The 24,830-nt window shown below is 67.9% G+C and carries 23 protein-coding genes; 10 read left to right on the plus strand and 13 right to left on the minus strand.

The genetic code is table 11. The annotated features are described in order from the left end of the window. Positions 1 to 6: 6 nt before the first annotated feature. The 3 genes from sufD to AC1DHY_RS07290 are packed head-to-tail and all read right to left on the minus strand — an operon-like array spanning position 7 to position 3,586. Positions 7 to 1,293 carry a Fe-S cluster assembly protein SufD gene (gene sufD, locus AC1DHY_RS07280; protein WP_476878768.1) on the minus strand — a complete coding sequence of 429 codons (1,287 nt, stop codon included), beginning with the start codon at positions 1,291 to 1,293 and terminating at the stop codon, positions 7 to 9. Beyond that, positions 1,293 to 2,756 (minus strand): Fe-S cluster assembly protein SufB, encoded by a 1,464-nt coding sequence (gene sufB, locus AC1DHY_RS07285; protein WP_476903398.1) that lies wholly within the window; start codon positions 2,754 to 2,756, stop codon positions 1,293 to 1,295. Before sufB ends, sufD begins: the two co-directional genes overlap by 1 nt. Continuing rightward, positions 2,756 to 3,586 carry a helix-turn-helix transcriptional regulator gene (locus AC1DHY_RS07290; RefSeq protein WP_476878770.1) on the minus strand — a complete coding sequence of 277 codons (831 nt, stop codon included), beginning with the start codon at positions 3,584 to 3,586 and terminating at the stop codon, positions 2,756 to 2,758. Before AC1DHY_RS07290 ends, sufB begins: the two co-directional genes overlap by 1 nt. Before the next feature lie 113 nt (positions 3,587 to 3,699). On the opposite strand from AC1DHY_RS07290, the gene AC1DHY_RS07295 reads away from it, so the two are divergent. The 4 genes from AC1DHY_RS07295 (at position 3,700) to AC1DHY_RS07310 (ending at position 7,146) form a co-directional block, all read left to right on the plus strand. Then, positions 3,700 to 4,665, plus strand: coding sequence for an ABC transporter ATP-binding protein (locus AC1DHY_RS07295; protein WP_476878771.1), 966 nt, complete (start codon positions 3,700 to 3,702; stop codon positions 4,663 to 4,665). Then, positions 4,662 to 5,441 (plus strand): ABC transporter permease, encoded by a 780-nt coding sequence (locus AC1DHY_RS07300; protein ID WP_476878772.1) that lies wholly within the window; start codon positions 4,662 to 4,664, stop codon positions 5,439 to 5,441. The genes AC1DHY_RS07295 and AC1DHY_RS07300 overlap by 4 nt, the downstream gene beginning before the upstream one ends. 7 nt (positions 5,442 to 5,448) lie before the next feature. Then, positions 5,449 to 6,393 (plus strand): COX15/CtaA family protein, encoded by a 945-nt coding sequence (locus tag AC1DHY_RS07305; RefSeq protein WP_476903399.1) that lies wholly within the window; start codon positions 5,449 to 5,451, stop codon positions 6,391 to 6,393. A gap of 114 nt (positions 6,394 to 6,507) precedes the next feature. Next, entirely contained in the window at positions 6,508 to 7,146 is a 639-nt protein-coding gene (locus AC1DHY_RS07310; protein WP_476878774.1) for a DedA family protein, read from the plus strand. On the opposite strand, the gene AC1DHY_RS07315 is transcribed toward AC1DHY_RS07310, so the two are convergent. Next, on the minus strand, positions 7,143 to 8,105 hold the full coding sequence (locus AC1DHY_RS07315) for a heme o synthase (protein ID WP_476878775.1): 963 nt from the start codon (positions 8,103 to 8,105) through the stop codon (positions 7,143 to 7,145). The genes AC1DHY_RS07310 and AC1DHY_RS07315 overlap by 4 nt on opposite strands. Before the next feature lie 504 nt (positions 8,106 to 8,609). On the opposite strand from AC1DHY_RS07315, the gene tkt reads away from it, so the two are divergent. The 6 genes from tkt to pgl all read left to right on the plus strand — a co-directional run bounded on the left by tkt (position 8,610) and on the right by pgl (position 16,895). Next, positions 8,610 to 10,727 carry a transketolase gene (tkt, locus tag AC1DHY_RS07320; RefSeq protein ID WP_476903400.1) on the plus strand — a complete coding sequence of 706 codons (2,118 nt, stop codon included), beginning with the start codon at positions 8,610 to 8,612 and terminating at the stop codon, positions 10,725 to 10,727. 69 nt (positions 10,728 to 10,796) lie between these two features. After that, positions 10,797 to 11,915, plus strand: a complete 1,119-nt coding sequence (tal, locus tag AC1DHY_RS07325; RefSeq protein WP_476903401.1) for a transaldolase — start codon at positions 10,797 to 10,799, stop codon at positions 11,913 to 11,915. Positions 11,916 to 11,921: 6 nt separating this feature from the next. Beyond that, positions 11,922 to 13,571, plus strand: a complete 1,650-nt coding sequence (locus AC1DHY_RS07330; RefSeq protein WP_476903402.1) for a glucose-6-phosphate isomerase — start codon at positions 11,922 to 11,924, stop codon at positions 13,569 to 13,571. 15 nt (positions 13,572 to 13,586) lie between these two features. Further along, positions 13,587 to 15,149 carry a glucose-6-phosphate dehydrogenase gene (zwf, locus tag AC1DHY_RS07335; RefSeq protein ID WP_476878778.1) on the plus strand — a complete coding sequence of 521 codons (1,563 nt, stop codon included), beginning with the start codon at positions 13,587 to 13,589 and terminating at the stop codon, positions 15,147 to 15,149. Next, positions 15,146 to 16,087, plus strand: coding sequence for a glucose-6-phosphate dehydrogenase assembly protein OpcA (locus AC1DHY_RS07340; protein WP_476878779.1), 942 nt, complete (start codon positions 15,146 to 15,148; stop codon positions 16,085 to 16,087). Before zwf ends, AC1DHY_RS07340 begins: the two co-directional genes overlap by 4 nt. Continuing rightward, on the plus strand, positions 16,077 to 16,895 hold the full coding sequence (pgl, locus tag AC1DHY_RS07345) for a 6-phosphogluconolactonase (RefSeq protein ID WP_476903403.1): 819 nt from the start codon (positions 16,077 to 16,079) through the stop codon (positions 16,893 to 16,895). Before AC1DHY_RS07340 ends, pgl begins: the two co-directional genes overlap by 11 nt. Here the strand turns inward: pgl and AC1DHY_RS07350 are convergent. The 9 genes from AC1DHY_RS07350 to rapZ form a co-directional block, all read right to left on the minus strand. Next, positions 16,848 to 17,243, minus strand: a complete 396-nt coding sequence (locus AC1DHY_RS07350) for an RNA polymerase-binding protein RbpA (RefSeq protein WP_476879178.1) — start codon at positions 17,241 to 17,243, stop codon at positions 16,848 to 16,850. The two genes, pgl and AC1DHY_RS07350, sit on opposite strands and share 48 nt — an antisense overlap. Before the next feature lie 117 nt (positions 17,244 to 17,360). Further along, on the minus strand, positions 17,361 to 17,618 hold the full coding sequence (secG, locus tag AC1DHY_RS07355; protein ID WP_476879179.1) for a preprotein translocase subunit SecG: 258 nt from the start codon (positions 17,616 to 17,618) through the stop codon (positions 17,361 to 17,363). A 49-nt stretch (positions 17,619 to 17,667) separates the two neighbouring features. Beyond that, entirely contained in the window at positions 17,668 to 18,483 is an 816-nt protein-coding gene (tpiA, locus tag AC1DHY_RS07360; RefSeq protein ID WP_476879180.1) for a triose-phosphate isomerase, read from the minus strand. 77 nt (positions 18,484 to 18,560) lie between these two features. Further along, positions 18,561 to 19,787 (minus strand): phosphoglycerate kinase, encoded by a 1,227-nt coding sequence (locus AC1DHY_RS07365; RefSeq protein ID WP_476879181.1) that lies wholly within the window; start codon positions 19,785 to 19,787, stop codon positions 18,561 to 18,563. Between the two features lie 10 nt (positions 19,788 to 19,797). After that, a complete protein-coding gene (gene gap / locus AC1DHY_RS07370; protein ID WP_476879182.1) occupies positions 19,798 to 20,808 on the minus strand; it encodes a type I glyceraldehyde-3-phosphate dehydrogenase in 1,011 nt (336 codons plus the stop codon). Positions 20,809 to 21,074: 266 nt separating this feature from the next. Further along, the gene (locus tag AC1DHY_RS07375; RefSeq protein ID WP_476879183.1) at positions 21,075 to 21,698 is read right to left on the minus strand and encodes a superoxide dismutase; all 624 of its coding nucleotides are present in this window, start codon (positions 21,696 to 21,698) and stop codon (positions 21,075 to 21,077) included. 175 nt (positions 21,699 to 21,873) lie between these two features. Further along, positions 21,874 to 22,854: a DNA-binding protein WhiA gene (gene whiA / locus AC1DHY_RS07380; protein WP_066438143.1), complete on the minus strand. Its 981-nt coding sequence runs from the start codon at positions 22,852 to 22,854 to the stop codon at positions 21,874 to 21,876. A gap of 10 nt (positions 22,855 to 22,864) precedes the next feature. After that, on the minus strand, positions 22,865 to 23,884 hold the full coding sequence (locus tag AC1DHY_RS07385) for a gluconeogenesis factor YvcK family protein (protein WP_476879184.1): 1,020 nt from the start codon (positions 23,882 to 23,884) through the stop codon (positions 22,865 to 22,867). Beyond that, on the minus strand, positions 23,884 to 24,807 hold the full coding sequence (gene rapZ, locus AC1DHY_RS07390; RefSeq protein WP_476879185.1) for an RNase adapter RapZ: 924 nt from the start codon (positions 24,805 to 24,807) through the stop codon (positions 23,884 to 23,886). The genes AC1DHY_RS07385 and rapZ overlap by 1 nt, the downstream gene beginning before the upstream one ends. Between the last annotated feature and the right edge of the window lie 23 nt (positions 24,808 to 24,830).

A 24,830-nucleotide genomic window follows, 5' to 3' on the forward strand; every position in this document is an offset into this window, starting at 1 on the left:
TGTCCCTTAGTTGTCCGTGGCCGCGAGCTCGCGCTCGACGGCGGCCGTGAGGCGTTCCTCGATGGCCGGAACCCGGATCTGCTGGATGATCTCGTTCAGGAAGCCGCGGACCACCAGACGGCGGGCCACCTTTTCCGGAATGCCGCGGGCCATCAGGTAGAACAGGTGCTCGTCGTCGAAGCGGCCCGTGGCGCTGGCGTGGCCCGCGCCGGCGATCAGGCCGGTTTCGATCTCGAGGTTCGGCACGGAGTCGGCCCGGGCACCGTCGGTGAGGACCAGGTTGCGGTTGGCCTCGTAGGTGTCGGTGCCTTCTGCTTCCTTACGGATCAGGACGTCACCCACCCAGACGGTGTGCGCGTTGCGGCCCTGCAGGGCGCCCTTGTACAAGACATTGGACTTGCAGTTGGCTACAGCGTGGTCCACAAACAGCCGCTGTTCCAGGTGCTGGCCGGCGTCGGCGAAGTACAGGCCGAACATTTCCGCTTCGGCGCCGGGGGCGGTGAAGCGGGTGGACGGGGTGACGCGGACCAGGTCGCCGCCGAGGCTGACCACGATGTGCTTGAACTTGGCATCGCGGCCGAGCTTCGCCTGCTGGGAGGAAGCGTGCACGGCGTCGTCGTTCCATTCCTGGAGCGAGATGACGGTGAGCTGCGCGCCGTCCTCAACCAGGATTTCGATGTTTTCGGAGACGACGGCGGTGCCCTGGTGGTCCAGCACCACAACGGCCTTGGAGAACTTCTCGGCGATGATGACGACGTGCTGCGCGGCGGCCTCGGAGCCCTGGCCGGTGAGGAGCACGCTGACCTCGCCCTCGGCCTGGACCTCGGCGGGCACCGTGATGACCGTGGCTTCGGTGAAGTTTTCCCAGGCGTTGGCGGCTACCCGGTCTTCGGGGATGGCTGCCGAGCCGATGCGGGCATCGTCGCGGCCGACGGTTTCGACGCGGACGCTGTCCGGACCGGTGACGGACACGGCCGGAGCGGCGCCGTTGAGGACCTCGGTGTGCAGGCCGCGGAGGCGCTTGAGCGGGGTGAACCGCCAGTCCTCCTCCGTGCCTGTCAGCGGCTTGAAGTCCGCCAGCTTGTACGAGGTCAGGCGGCCGGCGCGGGAGCTGTCCGGGATGCCGACGCCGCCGCCGTGCGAGTGGGCCTTGACGGCTTCGCCGGCCAGCGGGGACTTCGACTCGGCCACGTTCAGCGGCGAAAGGCTTTCGCCTTCCTCCGTGAAACCGTCGATGAACGGCTGGGATGAGGGGGCGCCGATGCGCGCCTTTTCAGTAGTGATGTCAGTCATTAACCGACCGATCCTTCCATCTGCAGTTCAATCAGGCGGTTCAGCTCAAGGGCGTATTCCATCGGCAGTTCACGGGCGATCGGCTCGATGAAGCCGCGCACGATCATCGCCATGGCCTCGTCCTCGCGCATGCCGCGCGACATCAGGTAGAACAGCTGCTCTTCGCTGACCCGGGAGACCGTGGCCTCGTGGCCCATAACGACGTCGTCCTCGCGGATGTCGATGTACGGGTAGGTGTCCGAGCGGCTGATGGTGTCCACCAGGAGGGCGTCGCAGCGCACCGTGTTGGCGGAGTGCTTGGCCCCTTCGCGGACCTGGACCAGGCCGCGGTAGGCGGCGCGGCCGCCGCCGCGGGCGACGGACTTGGAGATGATGGAGCTCTTCGTGTTCGGCGCGATGTGCACCATCTTGGAGCCCGTGTCCTGGTGCTGGTTTTCACCGGCGAACGCGATGGAGAGGGTCTCGCCCTTCGCACCCTCGCCCACGAGGTAGACGGCCGGGTACTTCATGGTGACCTTGGACCCGATGTTGCCGTCGATCCACTCCATGGTGGCGCCCTCTTCGCAGATGGCGCGCTTGGTGACCAGGTTGTACACGTTGGTGGACCAGTTCTGGATGGTCGTGTAGCGGACGCGGGCGCCCTTCTTCACAACGATCTCCACAACGGCGGAGTGCAGCGAGTCCGAGGTGTAGATCGGCGCCGTGCAGCCCTCGATGTAGTGGACGTAGGAGTCCTCGTCCGCGATGATCAGGGTCCGCTCGAACTGGCCCATGTTCTCGGTGTTGATGCGGAAGTAGGCCTGCAGCGGGATGTCCACGTGGACGCCCTTGGGCACGTACACAAACGAACCGCCGGACCACACCGCGGTGTTCAGCGAGGCGAACTTGTTATCACCCACGGGGATGATGGTGCCGAAGTACTCCTGGAAGATTTCCGGGTGTTCGCGCAGCGCGGTGTCGGTGTCCAGGAAGATCACGCCCTGGGCTTCGAGGTCCTCGCGGATCTGGTGGTAAACCACCTCGGACTCGTACTGGGCGGCCACGCCGGAGACCAGGCGGCTGCGCTCGGCTTCCGGGATGCCCAGCTTCTCGTAGGTGTTCCGGATGTCCTCGGGCAGGTCCTCCCAGGTGGCGGCCTGCTTCTCCGTGGAGCGCACGAAGTACTTGATGTTGTCGAAGTCGATGCCGGACAGGTCCGCGCCCCAGGTGGGCATGGGCTTGCGGTCGAAGTACTTCAGGCCCTTCAGGCGCAGGTCCAGCATCCATTCCGGCTCGTTCTTCTTGGCCGAGATGTCACGTACGACGTCCTCATCGATACCACGGCGGGCGTTGGCGCCGACGTCGTTCTTGTCGGCCCAGCCGTACTCGTAGGTTCCGATTCCGTGGAGCTCGGGATTCTTTTCCAGAATCTCAGAGATCACAGTGGATTCAGCAACCTTCTTCTCTGATAGTTGGTCCGTCATCACGGCCTTTCTTGCAGATGGTTGGATACTTCGTCCGGGTTGCCCGGGCCTGCGGGGCTGGCGGCCCCTGCGGCGGCCGGACGGCCCGTAGGTATGTGGGTGGTGCAGACGTGCCCGCCGCGGGCGAGCGTGGAAAGCCTGCGCACGTCGACGCCGACCAGCCGGGAGAACAGCTCGGTCTCGACGTCGCAAAACACGGGGAACTGCGCCGCGAGCTGCTGGATGGGGCAGTGTCCCTGGCAAAGCTGGACGCTGGAGAGTGCGGCAGGGAGCGGAGCCTTGGCCTCGATTGACTGGGCCGAGGCAACGAACCCGTCGCGGCTCAGGGCCTCGGAGAGGGCCCGGGCACGGGCCGTAATATCCGTCCCGGCCTGCTCGATCTCCGGGGCGTACCGGCGTTCCATGTCCGCGAAGCGCTCGACGGCGAATTCCCGCACCGCGTCGGACCCGGCCATATCGCTGAGCTTCTGCAGCGCCGACCCGGCAATGTCGAGGTAGTCGTTGCCCAATGTCGACTGGCCCTGCGAGCTGAGCACATACCGCCTCGCGGGCCTCCCCGCGCCCGCGCCCGCCCGCGCGGCACGCTTGACCTCGATGACGCCGTGGCGTGAAAGGTGGTCCAGGTGGCGGCGGACCGCTGCAGGGGTGAACCCGAGGAGTTCGCCCAGTTCCGCGGCGCTGATGGGGCCGTGCTCCAGAACAGCGGCGAGGACGCGGTCACGCGTGCGGTCCTCCGCATCGGAGGCATGCGTCGAGGAAGCCGGCGCTCCCCCGGCGGGCTCATGCGCCTCCGCCCGCGCGGAAGGCACGGCAGACGTTGTTGGACTCATGGAATACACAACACAATCATGTCGTAATTTAGTCCCCTGATCCAGTAAGGCATGGCTTTGCTGGGCCCGCTCGCGGTCAGGGAACGTCCTACTACATCGCGTAGAATGCTCTGGTGCGATCTCCCGAATCCCCCGCCCTGACAATCAGCGGGCTCGTCAAGGACGTTGGCCCGCTGCCCAGCCTCGACGGCAAGATGCTGCGGGTGGTCAGCGACCTCTCCCTCACGGCCGAGCGCGGCCAGGTCACGGCCCTGTTGGGAGCCAACGGGGCCGGAAAGACCACCACCATCGAATGCGCCCAGGGCCTGCAGAAACGTACCGGCGGGAGCATCAGCCTGCTGGGCCATGACCCTGACACGTCCGGCGCGGAGCTGCGTGCCCGCGTCGGCGTGATGCTCCAGGACGGGGGCCTGCCTCCGTCGGCCCGCCCCATCCCCCTGCTCCGCCACATCGCGGGCATGTACCAGGACCCATGGCCGCTGGATGAACTGATCGGCCGGCTGGGCATCGAGGCCTTCAGCCGGACCTCCGTCCGGCGGCTCTCGGGCGGCCAGAAGCAGCGGCTGGCACTCGCGGCCGCCCTTGTGGGGCGCCCGGAAGTGCTGTTCCTCGACGAGCCGAGCGCCGGCCTGGATCCGCAGTCGCGGCAGCTGGTGTTCGAACTGATCGGCGAACTGCGGGACCGCGGGATGGGCATCATCCTGACCACGCACCTGATGGACGACGCCCAGCGCCTCGCGGACTACGTCTACATCATCGACGCCGGCAGGAACGTCGCCGAGGGCACCGTTGCCCAGCTCCTGCGCCATGAACTGGCACCGGCCGGCGGGCAACACATCCGCACCCTGCACTTCGAGGCCACCCCGGGGCTCGACCTCGCCGGCGTCCTGCCGCCGGGCATCGAGGTCCGGGAAACCCGCGCCGGAAGCTACACCGCCACGGGGGCGCTGACACCGGCCGACCTCGCGGCCATCACCGCCTGGTGGGCGGAGCGCGGCATCATGCCCGCGTCCATGAGCCTGGCCGCCCGCAGCCTCGAGGACGTCTTCCTCGACATCTCCGGAAGGGACATCCGATGACCCCGGTTACCGCCCCCGCAGGCAACCCGCTGGGCAGCGGACCGGCGCCGCTCCTGCGCCGTGTCCTGCTGCAGGGCAGGTACGAGACCGTCACCATGATCCGCAACGGCGAGCAACTGATCCTCGCGATCATCCTGCCGCTCCTGGCCCTGATCGGCCTGACCGTCACTCCACTGCTCGACGGGCTCGGCGCCAGCCGGGTCAACGTCGCAGTACCGGGCATCCTGGCCCTGTGCGCCATGTCCACCGCCTTCACCGGCCAGGGCATCGCCACGGGCTTCGACCGCCGGTACGGTGTGCTCCGTTTCCTGTCCAGCACTCCCCTGGGCCGCACCGGCCTGATCCTTGGCAAAGTGCTCGCCGTCCTCGCAGTGCTGCTGCTGCAGGTACTGGTGGTGGCCGCCGTCGCACTGCCCCTGGGCTGGCGGCCGTCCGCCGTCGGCATCCTGCCAGGCATCGGCCTGCTGATCCTTGGTGCGGCGGCCTTCACGGCCCTCGGCCTCCTGGTGGCCGGCACAGTCCGGCCCGAGGCGACACTCGCGATCACCAACCTGCTCTGGATCCTGCTCGGCGCTCTGGGCGGCATCGTTATTCCGGCCGAGCGGCTCCCGGCCCTCGCCCAGGCGGTGGTCCACTTCCTGCCCTCCGGCGCGCTGGGCCAGGCGCTGAGGGATGCCTTCCTGCACGGCAGCGTCAACCTGGCCGCCGTATTTGTCCTGCTGCTCTGGACGGCGATTGCCGGCTTCGCAGCAACCCGTTGGTTCAAGTGGAATTGAGAAAACTGTGAGTACGGCGTCCCGCCCTTCCCGCATCGTGTCCCGGATTTCCTCCCGGCTGCCCGTCACCGTCGACAAAACGATCCGCCGGCTGGCCGTCCTGTCCCTGATCGGCCAGACGGTCCTGGTGGTAACCGGCGGGGCTGTCCGGCTGACGGCCTCAGGCCTGGGCTGCCCCACGTGGCCCCGCTGCACCGACGGCTCGCTCGTGAACACCCCCGAAATGGGAATCCACGGCGTCATCGAATTCGGCAACCGGCTGCTGACTTTCGCGCTGGCCGCCGTCGCCGTCATGATGCTGGTCTACCTGTGGAACCTGCGCAAGGAACGCCGGGACCTCTTCCTGCTGGCCCTCGGACTGCTCGCCAGCATCCCGGCCCAGGCCGTAATTGGCGGAATCACCGTCCTGACGGGGCTGAACCCGTGGGTGGTGGGCCTGCACTTCCTGGTCTCGATGGCACTAGTGGTCCTGGCCACCCTTCTGGTCAACCGGGCCTACGGCAGGACCGGCCGCGCCCTGGCCCGCGAGCTTCCGGCGCTCCCCGGCGCCGCGCGCCCCGTGATGGCCGCCGTCGCCCTGTTCTCGGCCGTGGCCGTATGCCTCGGTGTTGTGGTGACCGGCGCCGGACCCCACGCCGGCGACGCCACTGCCCCGCGCAACAACCTCGACTGGGACCTGTTCTCGCACATCCACGCTGTCCCCGCGTACCTCGTGACCGCCGGCGCCCTCGTCGGCGTGTTCCTCGTGGTCCGCGGCCGCATCACCGGCCCGTTCCGTGCCGCCGTGCTGATGCTCCTCGGCGTCACCGTACTCCAGGCCGTTATCGGCTTCACGCAGTACTACAACGGCATCCCGGCACTCCTGGTCGGCGCCCACATGCTCGGCGCTGCCCTGCTGATGAGCGCATCCACCAACGCGGCGGACATCGCGCGGAACAGCCCGCGGAGCTGACCCGCCTCTTCCTGCAATCCCTCACACGGGGTCACTGGCCGCCTCTCCGGCGTCGGGTGGCCCCGTGTTGCGTTGTCGGCCGGTAACCTGACTCTGTCGAGGGAGAGGGCAGTAGTGAACGCGATCATCGAGGGCATCCTGAACATCAGCCCCGCGCTGGCGTTCACGCTCGTGGCCGGTCTGGTGTTCGCGGAGGACGCCATCTTCGTGGGCTTCGTCATTCCGGGCGAGACCGCCGCGGTGCTCGGCGGCGTCATCGCGAGCCGCGGTGAGGTGCCGCTGTGGGGCATGGCGGCCGTGGTGGTTGCCGCGGCCATCGCCGGTGACACGGTGGGCTACGAAATCGGCAAGCACGTGGGGACCCGGCTGCTGGATATCCGGCTGATGAAACGGCGGCGGCGCGGCCTGGCCAAGGCGCAGGCCTTCTTGCGCCGGCGCGGCGGTTCGGCCGTCTTCCTGGGCCGCTTCGTGGCGTTCTTCCGGGCGGTGATGCCCGCCCTGGCCGGAGCCTCGCGGACGCACTACCCGCGCTTCCTGGCCTTCAACGCAGCGGGCGGGGTGGTCTGGGGTACAGGGTTCGTGCTGCTGGGCTTCTTCGCCGGGAACTCCTACGACGCCGTCGCAAAAGTGGCCGGCCGTGACATCACCGCGGTGGTGGTGACCCTCGGCGTGCTGGGGCTGATCGTCTGGCACCTGCGCCGGACGCGGCGCGCCCGGCGGGAACCGGCAGGGGATGCCGGCGGCGGGAACTAGCCGCCGACGATCGCCGATCCGATGAACGGATCGACGGCCAGCGCGATGAACAGCAGCGTGAGGTAGCTGATCGAGCCGTGGAAAACCTTCATGGCTCCCTTGTTGGACACGTCCCCGCCCTGGGCCCGGTTGTACAGCGCATGGGACTCGTACAGGAACCAGGCACCCGCGGCGACGGCGGTAACGGTGTACACCCAGCCGGCCCCGCCCACCGGGATCAGGAGCAGCGAGCAGGCCACCATCGCCCAGGCGTAAAGCACCACCTGAACGGAGACCACCTTGGCGCCGGCGATCGCGCCGAGCATCGGGACGTTGGCGTTGCGGTAGTCCTCGCCGTAGCGCATGGACAGCGGCCAGTAGTGCGGGGGCGTCCAGAGGAAGATGACCATAAAGAGGACGACGGCGGGCCACTCGACGGTGTTGGTCACCGCGGCCCAGGCGATCAGTACGGGGAAGCAGCCGGCGGCGCCGCCCCAGACGATGTTCTGCGCGGTCCGGCGCTTGAGGATCATCGTGTAGATGACCACGTAGAAGACGATGGCGCCCAGGCCCAGCCAGGCGGACAGCGGGTTGGCGCCGAACCAGAGGATGACGATCGCGGCCGCGCCGAGGAGCCAGGAGAAGACCAGCGCTTCGCGCGGGGTCACTTCACCGGTGACCAGGGGCCGGTTCTCGGTCCGGTGCATCAGCTTGTCGATGTCCCGGTCGATATAGCAGTTGAACGCCCCCGCACTGCCGGCAGCGAAAGCCCCACCGACCAGGGTTGCCAGGATCAGGCCCAGCGACGGGAATCCGCGTTCAGCGTAAATCATGGTGGGCAGCGTACTGACCAACAGGAGTTCGATCACCCGCGGTTTTGTGAGCGCCAGGTAGGCCTTGGCTTTACGGCCGAAGCCGATGCGGCCGGGGGCCCGGGAAGCGTTCAGTGGCGTATCAGTTGTGCTCACGGTGGCAGTCACTCTGTTCTGTCTGGCTGTTCAGTCCGGCTGGTCATCGCAGTGCGTCCTGGATCCGGCGCACGGCATTCGGAGGGGGTCCACGCGCGGCGCACAGGCATGTCCTCGCCCCCGTTGGTAGCCACCACCCATCATACCGTGGCGGCACGAGCCGCCGGCCCTGCCGCGGGCGGCCATAATTCGGGCATGTTAACGCGGGTTCACCGCCCCGGTATTCCACGGTGATTCATATAAGCCGGAAAGCGGTCCAATTCGTGAGATGTACGCCGCTGGGCCGGTGGAATGGGGATAAGCTGTCACACAGATCAGCATGCTCGGCTGCCCGCCCTTTCGGGGCGTTAGGGCCGCCGCGGATGCGACTGAATGATAGATCAACGTTTCGATGGTGAACGGCTGGTACGAACCGCAGCGGGCACCGACCTGTGCTCCAGCGGGAAATCCTTCCCAAAGCGAAGAACCGTACCACCGGCCGTCAGCACAGAGAGGGGCCCGGTTTACGTGCCACATTTGGAAGAGCAAGAACTGTCATGGACCGACATCGACGCCCGAGCCGTGGACACTGTCCGGGTGCTGGCGGCGGATGCGGTGGAGAAGGTCGGGAACGGCCACCCTGGCACGGCCATGAGCCTGGCCCCGGCGGCGTACCTGCTTTTCCAGAAACTGATGCGGCACGATCCGGCGGATCCGGAGTGGCTGGGCCGTGACCGGTTCGTCCTCTCCCCCGGGCACACCTCCCTGACGCTGTATATCCAGCTGTTCCTCTCCGGCTACGGCCTGGAGCTGAAGGACCTCGAGGCGCTGCGGACCTGGGGGTCGCTGACCCCCGGGCACCCGGAGTACAAGCACACCGCCGGGGTGGAGATCACCACCGGCCCGCTCGGGCAGGGCCTGGCCTCCGCGGTCGGGTTCGCCTACTCGCAGCGGCGGATGCGCGGGCTGTTCGACGCCGAGGCGCCCGCCGGGCAGTCCCCGTTCGACCACACCGTCTGGGTCATCGCCTCCGACGGGGACCTGCAGGAAGGCGTGACGTCCGAGGCGTCCTCTCTCGCCGGGCACCAGGAACTGGGCAACCTCGTGGTGATCTACGACGAGAACCACATCTCCATCGAGGACGACACGGACGTGGCGTTCACCGAGGACGTCCTGGCCCGCTACAAGGCCTACGGCTGGCACACCCAGCGGGTCGACTGGACCCGGACGGGTGAATACAAGGAAGACATCGCCGAACTCCACGCGGCCCTGCTCGCGGCGAAGGCCGAGACGGACAAGCCCTCGATCATTTCGCTGCGGACCATCATCGGCTGGCCCGCACCGAAGAAGCAGAACACCGGCAAGATCCACGGCTCGGCCCTCGGCGCGGAGGAAGTCGCCGGCCTGAAGACGGTCCTCGGGTTCGACCCGGAGAAATCGTTCCAGGTCGAGGAGGACGTCCTCGCCCACACCCGGGGGGCCCGGGACCGCGGCGCCGCCGAGCGCAAGATCTGGCAGGAAGGCTTCGACGCCTGGCAGGCCGCCTACCCGGAGTCCGCTGCCCTGCTCGAACGCATCGAGTCCCGCACCCTGCCCGAGGGCTTCGACGCGGCGCTGCCGGTGTTCGAGGCCGGGAAGGACGTCTCCACCCGGGCCGCGTCCGGGAAGGTGCTGAACGCGATCGGACCGGTCATGCCCGAACTCTGGGGCGGCTCGGCCGACCTCGCCGAGTCGAACAACACCACCATCGAGGGCTCGCCCTCGTTCATTCCCGCGTCCCGGCAGACCGAGGCGTGGAAGGGCAACCCCTACGGCCGGGTCCTGCACTTCGGGATCCGCGAACACGCCGCCGCCTCGATCGTGAACGGCATCACCCTGGCCGGCCCCACCCGGGCGTTCTCCGGCACGTTCCTGATCTTCTCGGACTACCAGCGCCCCGCGATCCGGCTCGGCGCCCTCATGGGGGTCCCGTCGCTCTACGTCTGGACCCACGACTCGATCGGCCTCGGCGAGGACGGCCCCACCCACCAGCCGGTCGAACAGCTCGCCGCGCTCCGCGCGATCCCGGGCCTGGACGTCGTCCGGCCAGGTGACGCGAACGAGGTTGCCGCGGCCTGGAAGACCATGCTCGAAAACCACGCCCACCCCGCCGGGATCGTCCTGACCCGGCAGAACATCCCCACCTACGCCCGCGGGACCGGCGAGGCCGACGGCGACACGTTCGCCTCCACCGCCGGAGTCGCACGCGGAGGCTATGTCCTGGCCGAAGCCTCCACCCAGGGCCGGTCCGTGACACCCCAGGTCATCCTGATCGGCACCGGCTCCGAGGTCCAGCTCGCCGTCAACGCCCGCGAAGCCCTGCAGGCCGAAGGGATCCCCACCCGGGTCGTGTCCATGCCCTGCGTCGAATGGTTCCACCGCCAGGACCAGGCCTACCGCGACGTCGTGCTGCCCCCCGCTGTGAAGGCACGCGTCTCCGTGGAAGCCGGACTGGCCCTGGGCTGGCGCGAGTTTGTCGGCGACGCCGGCCGCTCCATCAGCCTCGAACACTTCGGCGCGTCCGCGGACTACAAACGCCTCTTCCAGGAATTCGGCATCACCACCGAAGCCCTCACCACCGCAGCCAAAGAATCCCTCCACGGACTCAACGCCTAAACCCCAACTTCACGCTTTCCGGGCCGCCGCCCCACTGACGGCGGCGGCCCCAGACTTCAGGAGTTACACATGAACACCACCCCCACCCAGCAGCTCTCCGATGCCGGCGTCTCCATCTGGCTCGATGACCTCTCCCGCGGCCGCCTGGCTACCGGCACCCTGCGCAAGCTGATCGAAGAGAAGAACGTCGTTGGGGTCACCACCAACCCCAGCATCTTCCACGCAGCCATCACCGCCGGCACCGATTACGACGCCACCATCAGCGAACTGGCCGCGGCGGGCGCCAGCGTTGAAGAGACCGTCTTCTCGATCACCACCACCGACGTCGCGGACGCCTGCGACCTCTTCGCACCGGTTGCCGCGGCAACGCAGGGCGTGGATGGCCGCGTCTCCATCGAGGTGGACCCCCGCCTGGCGTGGGACACCGCAGGGACCATTACCGAGGCCAAGAAACTCCACGGCCAGGTCAACAAGGACAACGTCCTGATCAAGATCCCCGCCACGGTCGAGGGCCTTGAGGCGATCACCGCCACGCTGGCCAGCGGCATCAGCGTTAACGTGACCCTGATCTTCTCGCTCGAACGCTACCGCGCAGTGATCAACGCGTTCCAGAGTGGACTGGAGCAGGCGAAGGAAAACGGCCACGACCTCTCCAAGATCCACTCGGTGGCATCCTTCTTCGTTTCCCGCGTTGACTCGGAAATCGACAAGCGCCTCGACGCCATCGGCACCGACGAAGCCCGGGCCCTCAAGGGCAAGGCCGGCCTGGCCAACGCCCGGCTGGCCTACCAGGTCTACGAGGAACTCTTCTCCACCGAACGCTGGGCCCTGCTCGCCGAGGCCGGTGCCCGCCCGCAGCGTCCGCTGTGGGCCTCCACCGGCGTCAAGGATCCGGCGTACCCGGACACCCTGTACGTAACGGAACTGGTCGCCCCCGGCGTGGTCAACACGATGCCCGAGAAGACCCTCGACGCCACCTACGACCACGGAGCCATCACCGGCGACACCGTGACCCGCGGTTACAACGACGCCAACGCCACCCTGAACTCCCTCGACGCGCTCGGCATCTCCTACAACGAGGTGGTGGCCCTGCTCGAGACCGAGGGCCTGGACAAGTTTGTGGCAAGCTGGAAGGAACTGCTGGCCGACGTCGAGGGCGCCCTCGCCGCTGCACGGAAGGACGCATAGCCTCCTATGACCACTCTCAGCTACGACGCCACGGGCGCTGCCCGCCAGGCCCACGAACAGCACCTGCCCGCCCTGCTTGAGGACCGGGTCGCCACCCGGATCTTCGCCAAGGACGCCACCCTGTGGGGTCCGGACGCCGAGTCCGAGGCCGCGGTCCGGCTGGGCTGGGTGGAGGCCGCTTCGGTCTCCCAGCCGCTCGTCGCGGACATCCTCGCCCTGCGTGATGCGTTCCGCGCCGAGGGCGTGAGCCGGATTGTCCTGTGTGGCATGGGCGGTTCCTCCCTGGCCCCCGAGGTCATTGCCGGAACCGCCGGCGTCGAGCTGACGGTCCTGGACAGCACCGACCCCGAGCAGGTCGCTGCCGCCCTCGCCGACCGCCTGGCCGAAACCGCCATCGTGGTGTCCTCGAAGTCAGGCTCCACCCTGGAAACGGACTCGCAGCGGCGCGTCTTCGAGCACGCCTTCACCGAGGCAGGACTCGACGCGAAGAGCCGCATCGTCATTGTCACCGATCCCGGTTCCCCCCTGGACAAGGCCTCCCGCGAGGCCGGCTACCGCGCCGTGTTCAACGCCGACCCCAACGTGGGTGGCCGCTACTCGGCGCTCACCGCTTTCGGCCTGGTGCCGTGCGGGCTGGCCGGTGTCGACATCCAGGCGTTCCTTGACGAGGCCGAAGAAACGGCGGAGATCCTGAACGATGACAGCGCGGAGAACATCGGCCTGGCCCTTGGCGCCGCACTGGGCGGCACCAACCCGCTGCGCGACAAGGTGGTCATCGCCGAGGACGGCTCCGGGATTGCCGGATTCGCTGACTGGGCCGAACAGCTGATCGCCGAATCCACTGGCAAGCTCGGCACCGGCGTCTTGCCGGTAGTCGCCGGCCCTAACGCCCCCGAGGTTACCGGCGGCGCCGCTGACGTCCTGGCCATCCGGCTGGTGGCCGCGGACGCCGACGTCGAACTCGGCGCCAACGAGGCGGCCATTGCCGGCGGCCTGGCCGCGCAGATGATGACGTGGGAGTTCGCCACGGCCGTCGCTGGCCGTCTGCTCGGCATCAACCCCTTCGACCAGCCCGACGTCGAGGCCGCCAAGGTGGCCGCCCGCGGGCTGCTGGACGCCCAGCCGGAGCCCACGCCCGCCAACTTCACCGACGGAACCATCGAGGTCCGCGGCGGCGACTGGCTGGGCGGCGCCGGGACGGCGGCGGACGCCGTCAAGGCCCTCCTGGGCCAGCTTGGCGCGGACGGCTACCTGAGCGTCCAGGCCTACTTTGACCGGCTCAGCTACGCCCCCCTCGAAGGCATCCGGGACGAGCTCGCCGCCGTAAGCGGCCGTCCCGTCACCTTCGGCTGGGGCCCGCGCTTCCTGCACTCCACCGGCCAGTTCCACAAGGGCGGACCGGCGATCGGGGTCTTCCTGCAGGTCACCGCGGCCGCGGCGACGGACCTTCCCATCCCGGACCGGCCGTTCACGTTTGGTGAACTGATCACGGCCCAGGCGGCAGGCGACGCGCAGGTCCTCAGCGAACACGGCCGGCCCGTCCTGCGGCTCCACCTCACGGACCGTGCTGCCGGCGTCCGCCAACTGCAGCAGCTCATCTCGTCGCTGGCCGGCACGTCATCGGCCGCCCGTCCGGCGTCATCCACCGAAAGCTAAGGCACTTCAGCAACCATGCCACTCTCGCAAAACGGCGGCGCTAAGTCCGCGGGCCGGGGGCGTAATCCGCTCCGGGACCCGCGGGACCGCCGACTGAACCGCATCGCCGGCCCGTCCTCCCTGGTGCTTTTCGGCGTCACCGGTGACCTCGCCCGCAAGAAACTCATGCCGGCCGTCTACGACCTCGCCAACCGCGGGCTGCTTCCGCCCAGCTTCGCGCTGGTCGGCTTCGCCCGCCGGCAGTGGGACAACGAGGACTTCGCCGCGGAGGTGAAGGAATCGGTCAAGAACTACGCACGCACGCCGTTCGACGAGACGGTGTGGAAGCAGCTCTCCGAGGGCATCCGGTTCGTGGAGGGCGAGTTCGACGACGACGACGCTTTCGAGCGCCTCAGCGAGACAATCGACGAACTCGACGAACAGCGCGGCACGCGGGGCAACCACGCGTTCTACCTGTCCATCCCGCCGAAGGCCTTTGAACTGGTCTGCCGCCAGCTCTCCAAGCATGGGCTGGCCCAGGCCGAGGGCGACAAGTGGCGCCGCGTGGTGATCGAGAAGCCTTTCGGGCATGACCTCGAGTCCGCGCGCCAACTCAATGACATCGTCGAATCGGTCTTCCCGCCGGACGCCGTTTTCCGGATCGACCACTACCTTGGCAAGGAGACGGTCCAGAACATCCTGGCCCTGCGCTTCGCCAACCAGCTGTTCGAACCCCTGTGGAACGCCAACTACGTGGACCACGTCCAGATCACCATGGCGGAGGACATCGGCACGGGCGGCCGCGCAGGCTACTACGACGGCGTGGGCGCGGCCCGCGACGTCATCCAGAACCACCTGCTGCAGCTCCTGGCCCTGACGGCCATGGAGGAACCAATCTCCTTCAACGCTGATGACCTCCGGGCCGAGAAGGAAAAGGTCCTGGCTGCGGTGCGGCTGCCCGAAGACCTGTCCTCGCACTCGGCCCGCGGGCAGTTCACCGGCGGCTGGCAGGGCGGCGAGGAGGTTCTTGGCTACCTCGAGGAGGAGGGCATTCCCGCCGACTCCAAAACCGAGACGTTCGCCGCGATCCGGGTGGACATCAACACCCGGCGCTGGAGCGGCGTGCCGTTCTACCTTCGGGCCGGTAAGCGGCTCGGCCGCAGGGTCACGGAAATCGCCGTCGTTTTCAAGCGCGCCCCCAACCTGCTCTTCCGCGACCACGGCGAGGACGACTTCGGCCAGAACGCCGTCGTGATCCGGGTCCAGCCCGACGAAGGCGCCACCATCCGCTTCGGTTCCAAGGTGCCGGGCACGCAGATGGAAGTCCGCGACGTCACGATGGACTTCGGCTACGGCCATTCGTTCACCGAATCCAGCCCCGAGGCCTACGAGCGGCTCATCCTGGACGTCCTGCTCGGCGAACCGCCCCTGTTCCCCCGGCATCAGGAAGTCGAACTGTCCTGGAAGATCCTTGACCCGTTCGAGGATTACTGGGCCGGGCTCAAGGAACAGCCCGAGCCGTACGCCCCGGGAAGCTGGGGTCCCGGCTCCGCCGATGAACTGCTCGCCCGCGACGGACGGACCTGGAGAAGGCCATGATCGTAGATCTCCCCGACACAACAACCTCCAAGATCTCCAAAAAGATCATGGCCCTGCGCGAACAGGGCGGCGTGATCGCCCTGGGCCGCGTCCTCACCCTGGTGGTGGTGACCAAGTCCGGGCTCGAAGAGGAAGCCATCGAGGCCGCCAACGAGGCCAGCCGGGAGCACCCCTGCCGGATCATCGTCCTGGCCGACGCCGGCGCCGAGGCACCTACCCGGCTGGACGCCCAGATCCGCGTGGGCGGCGACGCCGGCGCGTCCGAGGTAATCCTGCTCCGCGGCTACGGCGAACTCGCGGAGGAGAGCGAATCCCTGGTGGCCGCCCTCCTGCTCCCGGATGCACCGATCGTGGCCTGGTGGCCGCACGGCGCCCCGCGGAATGCCTGCGAAACCTCCATCGGCCGGATCGCGCACCGCCGGATCACCGACTCGGCCAACGAATCCGATCCCCTCGCGGCGCTGGACAACCTCCGGAGCACCTACAAGGCCGGCGACACCGACCTCGCCTGGACCCGCCTGACCAACTGGCGGATCCAGCTGGCCGCAGTCCTGGACCAGGTGGATGCCTCTCCGGTCACCGCGGTGGCCGTCGAAGGCGCCTCCGACTCCCCCAGCACCATGCTGCTGGCGGCGTGGCTGACGCTCGCGCTGGACGCTCCGGTGACCATCGTGGCGGACCCGGCCGGCACCGGCATCCGGCGGGTGCGGCTGACCCGCACCGGCGGCGATGTGCAGCTGTACCGTCCCGGCCTGACCGTGGCCGAACTGACCCAGCCGGGCCAGCCAGCGCAACGGATCTCGCTCCCCCGCCGCAGCCTGAAAGACTGCCTGGCCGAGGAGCTGCGGCGTCTGGACCCCGACGAAGTCTTCGGCGAAGTGATTACTATTGGACTGCCCCGTACCAACCTAAGGAGTGTCCGTCCCAGTGAGCGCTGACCCGAGAGTAAGCATCCATCCAGACTCGGCTGTCCTGATGGCGGCCATCGCGGCGCGCCTGATCACCAAGCTTGTGGACATCCAGGACAAGCACGGCGAGGCAACGGTGGTGCTTACCGGAGGAACAATGGGCATCGGCTCCCTCAAGGCAGTCGCCGAGTCACCGGCCGCCCGTGCGGTGGACTGGGCCAAGGTGAACTTCTGGTGGGGGGATGAGCGGTTCGTCGGCACCGACGACGCCGACCGCAACGCCCGCCAGGCCCAGGAGGCGCTGCTCTCCCATATCGACGTCGACCCTGCCCGCATCCACATCCCCGGATCCTCGGATGACTTCGGGACCCCCGAGGAGGCTGCCGCCGACTACGCCCGGCGGCTCGCCGAGGCTGCCGCGGCGGAACACTCCGCCGACATGTCCGATGACCGGCCGGAGGAACCGGGCAGCCTGCCGCGCCTGGATATTGTGCTGCTGGGTGTGGGCCCGGACGCCCATGTGGCCTCGCTCTTCCCCGAGCAGGCCGGCATCCGGGAGAAGGAGCTGACCGTCGTCGGCGTCCGCAACTCCCCCAAGCCGCCGCCGGCCCGCCTGTCCCTCACGCTGCCGACGATCAACACGGCCAGCGAGGTGTGGATGGTGGTGGCAGGTGACGACAAGGCCGGTGCTGTGGGCCTGGCCCTGGCCGGCGCCAATCCGGTCCAGGTACCCGCGGCAGGGCCTCGTGGCCGGTTCCAGACGCTGTGGCTGATCGACGAGGACGCGGCCTCACGCGTCCCCGAGCAGCTCGTCCGGAAGGGCGCGTCGGGCGCGTAGCCTTTCGAGCGCTCCGGCCAGCACGTCTTCGGCGTCCTGGCTGGAGCGCCGCTCTTTAACGTATTCGAGGTGGCTCTTGAACCCCTCGACGGCTTCGTCTTCCAGCGCGAACCGGGACTCGTCCCGCGTGGCCGCAGCACCGCAGCGCCGGCAGTCCCACACGCCCGGGATCTGGTCCTCGGGGATCTTCGCGAACACCAGCGTGGTTTCGTGGCCCTTGGCGCACGTGTAGGTCACACCGATCCGGGGTTGTCTGGCGCCACCGCCGTCGAGGGGTTCGTGGCGGGCCGGGGCTCCGGCGACAGCACCAACGCGGATGCCCCTGAATCCGGAAGCAGAATGCAGCATCGGGAACTCCTAGCTACGTGGCTGGTGGAATGGTGCTTGCCAGCGACAGTGTAATCCGGGAGTTCCCGATGCCGGGAGGGCCTCAAGGCCCCTTATGAAGTTATGGAAAGTGGCGTATTAAGAGACGGCGCCGGTGCTGAAGCGCATCAGCAGGCCGAGGGCGATAATAACGACGCCCCACGTGACACCGAGGATGATCGTGAAGCGGTTCAGGTTCCGCTCAGCCACGCCCGATGAGCTCAGGCCGGAGCTCATGCCGCCGCCGAACATGTCGGACAGACCGCCGCCGCGGCCCTTGTGGAGCAGGATGAGCAGGGTCAGCAGGAGGCTGGTGATGCCCAGCAGCACCTGGAGAATGACATGAAGAACGTCCACGACGGCCTTTCAGAAGATGGGGATTGCGGGGGCCACAACTGCGTCCGGACTAATCCGTCACCAGGTGACTCTCGAACCTGACAATATTAGCAAACTCGGCCGCATCCAGGCTGGCACCGCCCACCAGCAATCCGTCCACGTCGCGTTCCTTCAGGATGGACGCGGCGTTATTCGCCTTGACCGAGCCGCCGTAGAGGAGCCGCGTCTTGGCCGCCACGTCCGCCCCGAACAAGGTGGCGAGCTCGGCGCGGATAGCGGCGCACATTTCCTGGGCGTCTTCGGGGCCGGCGACTTCGCCGGTGCCGATGGCCCAGACGGGTTCGTAGGCGACGACGAGTTCCGCGGCCTGCTCGGCCGTGAGGCCCTCGACGCCGGCGCGCAGCTGCGCGAGCGTGTGGTCAACGTGGGTGCCGGCCTGGCGGACCTCCAGGCCCTCCCCGACGCACAGGACGGGTGTGATTCCGTGACGGAAGGCGGCCTTGGTCTTTGCGTTGAGGAGCTCGTCGGACTCCTGGTGGATGGTGCGGCGTTCGCTGTGGCCGACCAGGACGTAGCCGCAGCCGAGCTTGGCGAGGAACTGGCCGGAGATGTCTCCGGTGTAGGCGCCGGAGTCGAACTGGGACAGATCCTGCCCGCCGTAGACGACGTCGAGTTCGTCGCCCTGGACCAGGGTCTGTACGCCGCGGAGATCGGTGAACGGGGGGAAGACGGCGACCTCCACCCGGCTGTAGTCGTGCTTGGCGTCGGACAGGGTCCAGGCCAGCTTCTGCAGGAGGGTGATGCCCTGGACGTGGTCCATGTTCATCTTCCAGTTGCCGGCGATGAAGGGCTTGCGGTCGAACTTGCCGTTGGTTGACGTTGTCACGTGATCTCCAAAAGAGTCGTAGCAGTGAAAGAGCCGGCGGCGTGCCCGCAGTGCGGGCCCGCCGCCGGCTGGAGTTTCTAGCGGTCCAGGACGCTCAGGCCGGGAAGTTCCTTGCCTTCAAGGTATTCCAGGCTGGCGCCGCCGCCGGTCGAGATGTGCCCGAACTGGTTATCGGCGAAGCCGAGGGTACGGACGGCGGCGGCGGAATCGCCACCACCCACCACCGTGAAGCCACCGGTTTCCGTGAGCGCCTGGGCAACGGCCCGGGTGCCCGCGGCGAACGCGGGGAATTCGAAGACGCCCATGGGCCCGTTCCAGAACACGGTCTTGGCGCCCTTGATGCGTTCCGCGAAGGCGGCTGCCGAGTCGGGTCCGATGTCGAGGCCGATGCCGGCGGTGCCGAAGCTGCTGGACTCGATCGCGTCGGCCGGCACCGTTTCGTGCGCGGCGTCGGCGGCGAACTTAGCGGCCACCACAACATCGGTAGGGACGACGAATTCGGTGCCGGCATCCGCTGCCCGCTTGAGGTAGTCCTGCACTACGGGGATCTGGTCCTCTTCGAGCAGGCTGCCGGCGACTTTGTGTCCGGCCGCGGCGAGGAAGGTGAACAGCATGCCGCCGCCCACCAGGATCGTGTCAGCTTTGCCGATCAGGTTATCGATCACGGCGAGCTTGTCCGAGACCTTGGAGCCGCCGAGCACCACGACGTAGGGCCGCTGGGTGTCGGTGGTGAGCTTGCGCAGCACCTCAACTTCCGTGCGGACCAGATCGCCCTGGTAGGACGGCAGCCGGGTGGCGACGTCGTATACGCTGGCGTGCTTGCGGTGCACGGCCCCGAAGGCGTCATCCACGAAGGCCCCGTTGTCGCCGGTGAGGGCAACGAGCTCGTCCGCGAAGGCGCCGCGTTCGGCGTCGTCCTTGGAGGTCTCGCGGGCGTCGAAGCGCACGTTTTCAAGGACGAGGGCTTCGCCGTCCTGGAGGGCGGCGGCCGCGTCCCTGGCCGCGTCGCCCACGGTGTCGCCGGCAAGGGTGACCTTGAAGGTCGCCAACTCGGCGAGGCGCGCTACGGCGGGCTTGAGCGAGTACTTTTCCTCGGGCGCGCCCTTCGGGCGGCCCAGGTGGGCGGTGACGAGTACGCGGGCACCGGCGTCCGTAAGCTGTGAAAGCACTGGCAGGGAGGCCTTGATGCGGCCGTCGTCAGTGACTGCAGAGCCGTCGAGCGGCACGTTCAAGTCACTTCTGACCAGAACGTACCGCCCGCGGACACCATCAGCGATCAGTTCGTTGAGGGTGTGGAATGTCATGAGTCTTACCCTAGCCCAGCTTGGAAGCGACGAGCTCCGTGAGGTCGACGAGGCGGTTGGAGTAGCCCCACTCGTTGTCATACCAGGAAACAACCTTGACCTGGTTGCCAATGACCTTGGTCAGGCCGGAGTCGAAGATGGACGACGCCGGGTCCCCGACGATGTCGGAGGAGACGATGGGCTCGTCCGTGTAGGTGAGCAGGCCCTTGAGTTCCTCGGTCTCGGAGGCGGCCTTGAGGGCGGCGTTGACTTCCTCGACGGTGGTCTCGCGGGAAACGGTGACGGTGAGGTCGGTGGCGGAGCCGGTGGGGACGGGGACGCGGATGGCGTAGCCGTCCAGCTTGCCCTTCAGTTCCGGGAGGACCAGGCCGATTGCCTTGGCGGCACCGGTGGAGGTGGGGACCATGTTGATGGCGGCGGCGCGGGCGCGGCGGAGGTCCTTGTGCGGGCCGTCCTGGAGGTTCTGGTCCGCGGTGTAGGCGTGGACGGTGGTCATCAGGCCGCGTTCGATGCCGAAGGCGTCGTTGACCACCTTGGCCAGCGGGCCGAGGCAGTTGGTGGTGCAGGAGGCGTTGGAGATGATGTTGTGCGCGGCCGGGTCGTAGAGGCCGTCGTTGACGCCCATCACGATCGTGATGTCCTCGTCCGAGGCGGGGGCGGAGATCAGGACCTTCTTGGCGCCGGCGTCGATGTGCTTCTGCGCGTCGGCGGCCTTGGTGAAGAAGCCGGTGGACTCGATGACGATGTCCACGCCCAGCTCGCCCCACGGCAGCTTGGCGGGGTCGCGCTCGGCGAGGACCTTCACGGTCTTGCCGTCGACGACGATGTTCCCGTCCTTGACCTCGATGCTTTCGGCCAGGCGGCCGCCGACGGAGTCGTACTTGAAGAGGTGGGCGAGGGCCTCCGGGCTGGTGAGGTCGTTGACTGCAACGATCTCGAGGTCTGCGCCCTGGGCCAGTGCGGCGCGGAAGTAGTTGCGGCCGATGCGGCCAAAGCCGTTGATACCAATACGTGTCGTCACGTTTTCAGTCTCCTTGGTGCTCTATCAAGCACGACTAGTTGAGTAGGCGTTCAAGCCAACTAACAGATCCCGCACGCCATTGGGCAGAGATGATTACCAGATCGGAGGGCGACCAGCCACGTTGCTGAAGGCTAACCGCCTTCCGTGATCCATCTTACGTTTAAGTGTGCCCGCCCCCGCAACTGCAGGGGCGGGCGGTCCACGATTCGGGCCGAACGGCACGAAATGTGAGCTTTGTTACAGCCCGGTTTCGGCTGCGGCCACCCTTAAAGGGTGATCAGGCCGGTGGCGTTGGTGCGCGCGGCGTCGAAACGCTTGGCGACGTCGGCCCAGTTCACGATGTTCCAGAACGCCTTGACGTAGTCGGCCTTGACGTTGACGTAGTCCAGGTAGAAGGCGTGCTCCCACATGTCCAGCATCAGCAGCGGGGTGGTGCCCAGCGCCACGTTGCCCTGCTGGTCGTAGAGCTGCTCGATGACGAGGTTGCCGCCGATCGGTTCGTAGGCGAGGAAACCCCAGCCGGAGCCCTGCAGGCCCATGGCCGCAGCGGTGAACTGGGCGCGGAAGGCGTCGAAGGAGCCGAAGGCGTCGTCGATCGCGGCGGCCAGCTCACCCTCAGGCTTGTCGCCGCCGTCCGGGGAGAGGTTCTTCCAGAACACGGAGTGGTTGATGTGGCCGCCGGTGTGGAACGCGAGGTCCTTCGAGAGGCGGTTGATGTTGGCGAAATCGCCCTTCTCGCGGGCCTCCGCCAGCTGCTTCAGAGCGTTGTTGGCGCCCGTCACGTAAGCGGCGTGGTGCTTGCTGTGGTGCAGCTCCATGATCTTCGCGGAGATGTGGGGCTCCAGCGCGGCGTAATCGTAGTCAAGTTCGGGAAGTACGTACTCGGTCACAAAATCCTCCAATGTCGTGGACGGGTTCGTCCGGTTTTGCTAACTCTCGGATTGTGCATCCGGATGGTTGGACATCCGGAAATCTATGGATGCGGATCCAGTGGGCATAGCCTCCGGGTCCCCCTGGGTATTCCCGGCCGCCGTATCCGATTCTGTCCCTGTTTGCCGGCCGGGGCTACTCGTCGAGCATTTCCGGCGTAACGTTCGCCTCGGTCCCGGGGATGCCGAGGTCCTGGGCGCGTTTGTCGGCCATGGCCAGGAGCCGGCGGATCCGGCCGGCGATGGCGTCTTTGGTCATCACCGGATCGGCCAGCCGGCCAAGCTCGTCGAGGCTCGCCTGTTTGTGCGCCACGCGCAGTTCGCCGGCGTACTTGAGGTGGTCGGGGACGTCGTCGCCGAGGATTTCCAGCGCCCGGTCAACCCGTGCGCCGGCGGCCACGGCGGCCTGCGCCGAGCGGCGCAGGTTGGCGTCGTCGAAGTTGGCCAGCCGGTTGGCCGTGGCACGGACTTCCTTGCGCATCCGGCGTTCCTCCCAGACCATCAGCGCGTCGTGGGCGCCCATCCGGGTCAGCAGCGCCGCGATGGTGTCGCCGTCGCGGATGACGACGCGGTCCACTCCCCTGACTTCACGGGCCTTGGCCTGGATGCCCAGGCGGCGGGCCGCGCCGACGAGGGCGAGGGCGGATTCGGGTCCGGGGCAGGTGACCTCCATCGCGGAGGACCGCCCGGGCTCGGTGAGTGAACCATGGGCCAGGAACGCACCGCGCCAGACGGCCTCGGCGTCCGCCGCCGAACCGTTCACCACCACGGAGGGCAGGCCGCGGACGGGCCGGCCGCGGGCGTCGAGCAGGCCGGTCTGGCGGGCGAGGGCCTCGCCGTCGCGGACCACACGCACCACGTAACGGCTGCCGCGGCGCAAGCCGCCGCCGGAGACCACAATGATCTCGCTCTGGTGGCCGTAGACCTCGGCGATCGCGGCACGCAGCCGGCGGGCGGTCGAGGCGAGGTCCACCTCGGCTTCGATCACGATCCGGCCGGAGATGATGTGCAGCCCGCCCGCGAAGCGGAGCATGGCGGACACTTCAGCCTTGCGGACCGAGGATTTCTTGATGTCCAGCCGGGAAAGTTCTTCCTTGACTGATGCTGTCAGTGCCATGGCACCTTTCCTACCTGTTCCCGAAAATGTCGTGGTACGCCGTTGCCAGGCGCAGGGGGTCGTGGATCGGCCGGCGGCTCGACGCCCTTACTTTACCCAAGACCACCTCGGCGCCGAGCATCCCGGCGGCCTGCTGGAAGTCCGGGAGGTCAGGCACCGACGCAGGGTCGGCCAGGACGACGTCGACCGTGAATTCCGGCGCGTAGTCCCGCAGCACCCGCAGGTGGTCGGCGGCGGACATCCCGTGGGTTTCCTTGGTGTCCGTGGCGAGATTCATGGTGAGGCAGCGCCGGGCCTCGGTCTTGCACAGCGCATCCCGCATCTCGGGCAGCAGCAAGTGCGGCAGCACCGAGGTGTACCAGGACCCGGGGCCCAGGACCACCCAGTCGGCGAGTTCGATCGCCGTCAGCGCCTCCACGCAGGCCGGGGCCGAGTCGGGCAGCAGCCGGACCGCTTCCAGCGACCCGGCGACGGCGCATTTGGCCTGCCCGCGGACGGTCTGCAGCCCGGTGCTGCCGTCCGGGAGTTCCACCCGGGCTTCGCCCTCGATGGTCAGCGGCGTGGTGGACATCGGCAGCACCTGGCCCCGGGCACCGAGGAGCGCCCCGGCCCACTGGAGGCCGACGACGGCGTCGCCCAGCAATTCCCAGAGGGTGACGATCAGCAGGTTGCCCATGGCGTGTTCGTCGAGGGAGCCGCCGGAGCCCTTGCCGGGCTTGAAGCGGTGCTGCATCACGTCGCGCCACGTCCGGCCCCAGTCCGTGTCGTCGCACAGAGCGGAGAGCGCCATCCGCAGATCCCCCGGGGGCAGGACGCCGTACTCCTCGCGCAGCCGTCCGGAGGAACCGCCGTCGTCCGCCACCGTCACGATGGCGGTCAGCTCGGAGGTCAGCAGGCGCAGCGCCGACAGGGAGGCCGACAGTCCGTGACCGCCGCCGAGGGCGACGACGGAGGGTCCTTTGTCCTGCTGGCCGGCGGAGGCCGCGCTGGCGGCCGGCACCAGGGGCAGTGGCCCGGTCAGTAGCGCCATTACTCGCGGCCCAGATCCCGGTGGGTGGTGGTGACCGTGACACGGGGGTACTGCGCGAGCCGGCGGGAGAGTTCCACGGCCACGGCCACGGAGCGGTGCTTGCCGCCGGTGCAGCCGACGGCGATGGTGGCGTAGTGCTTGTTTTCGCGGCGGTAGCCGTCCAGGACGGGTTCGAGGGCCAGGACGTAGCGTTCCACGAAGTTGCCGACCCCCTCGGCCTCGAGCACGTAGTCGCTGACGTCCTTGTCCAGGCCGGTGTGCGGGCGCAGCTGCGGAACCCAGTGCGGGTTCGGGATGAAGCGGGCGTCGGCGACGAAGTTGGCGTCCACCGGCAGCCCGTACTTGAAGCCGAAGCTCATCACGTTCAGGCGCAGCGCCACCGGGCCGGTCTCGCTGAAGAGTTCGGTGATGGCGGTGGCGAGGCCGTGGACGTTGAGCGTGGAGGTGTCCAGGACGATGTCCGAGGATTCACGAAGCTCGTGCAGGAGGTCGCGTTCGGCGGCGATGCCGTCGAGGATCCGGCCGCCGCCCTGCAGCGGGTGCGGGCGCCGGCCCTGTTCGAACCGGCGCACCAGGACGTCGTCGCTGGCGTCCAGGAACAGCACCCGGAAGGTGATGCCGCTGGTTTCCAGGTTGCGCAGGGCGGTGCGGATGTCGGCGAAGAGGTCCTTGCTGCGGACATCCACCACAACGGCGAGCTTCGAGATGGAGCCGGGCGCGTGCGAGACAAGCTCCGCGAGGGTTCCAAGCATCTGCGGCGGGAGGTTGTCCACCACGTACCAGCCGTGGTCCTCGAGGGCATCCGAGGCGGTACTGCGGCCGGCTCCAGACATTCCGGTGACCACCAGCAGCTCGGCCTCGATCGGTTTGACGGGGGTTAAGCCGTCCGTCTCGGTGCCGGATCCCGCCGTTGACTCTGCCATCAGTCGTGCTCCATCTCTGCTGT

The sequence above is a fragment of the Arthrobacter sp. 05L44 genome (genome assembly GCF_056397605.1).

Coding starts and splice junctions, on each gene's coding strand:
- AC1DHY_RS07385 (WP_476879184.1), bottom strand. CDS start 23,884: ATGGCGCTACTGACCGGGCCACTGCCCCTGGTGCCGGCCGCCAGCGCG.
- AC1DHY_RS07290 (WP_476878770.1), bottom strand. CDS start 3,586: ATGAGTCCAACAACGTCTGCCGTGCCTTCCGCGCGGGCGGAGGCGCAT.
- AC1DHY_RS07350 (WP_476879178.1), bottom strand. CDS start 17,243: ATGCTGCATTCTGCTTCCGGATTCAGGGGCATCCGCGTTGGTGCTGTC.
- sufD (WP_476878768.1), bottom strand. CDS start 1,293: ATGACTGACATCACTACTGAAAAGGCGCGCATCGGCGCCCCCTCATCC.
- AC1DHY_RS07340 (WP_476878779.1), top strand. CDS start 15,146: ATGATCGTAGATCTCCCCGACACAACAACCTCCAAGATCTCCAAAAAG.
- AC1DHY_RS07300 (WP_476878772.1), top strand. CDS start 4,662: ATGACCCCGGTTACCGCCCCCGCAGGCAACCCGCTGGGCAGCGGACCG.
- AC1DHY_RS07330 (WP_476903402.1), top strand. CDS start 11,922: ATGACCACTCTCAGCTACGACGCCACGGGCGCTGCCCGCCAGGCCCAC.
- whiA (WP_066438143.1), bottom strand. CDS start 22,854: ATGGCACTGACAGCATCAGTCAAGGAAGAACTTTCCCGGCTGGACATC.
- AC1DHY_RS07365 (WP_476879181.1), bottom strand. CDS start 19,787: ATGACATTCCACACCCTCAACGAACTGATCGCTGATGGTGTCCGCGGG.
- tal (WP_476903401.1), top strand. CDS start 10,797: ATGAACACCACCCCCACCCAGCAGCTCTCCGATGCCGGCGTCTCCATC.
- sufB (WP_476903398.1), bottom strand. CDS start 2,756: ATGACGGACCAACTATCAGAGAAGAAGGTTGCTGAATCCACTGTGATC.
- zwf (WP_476878778.1), top strand. CDS start 13,587: ATGCCACTCTCGCAAAACGGCGGCGCTAAGTCCGCGGGCCGGGGGCGT.
- rapZ (WP_476879185.1), bottom strand. CDS start 24,807: ATGGCAGAGTCAACGGCGGGATCCGGCACCGAGACGGACGGCTTAACC.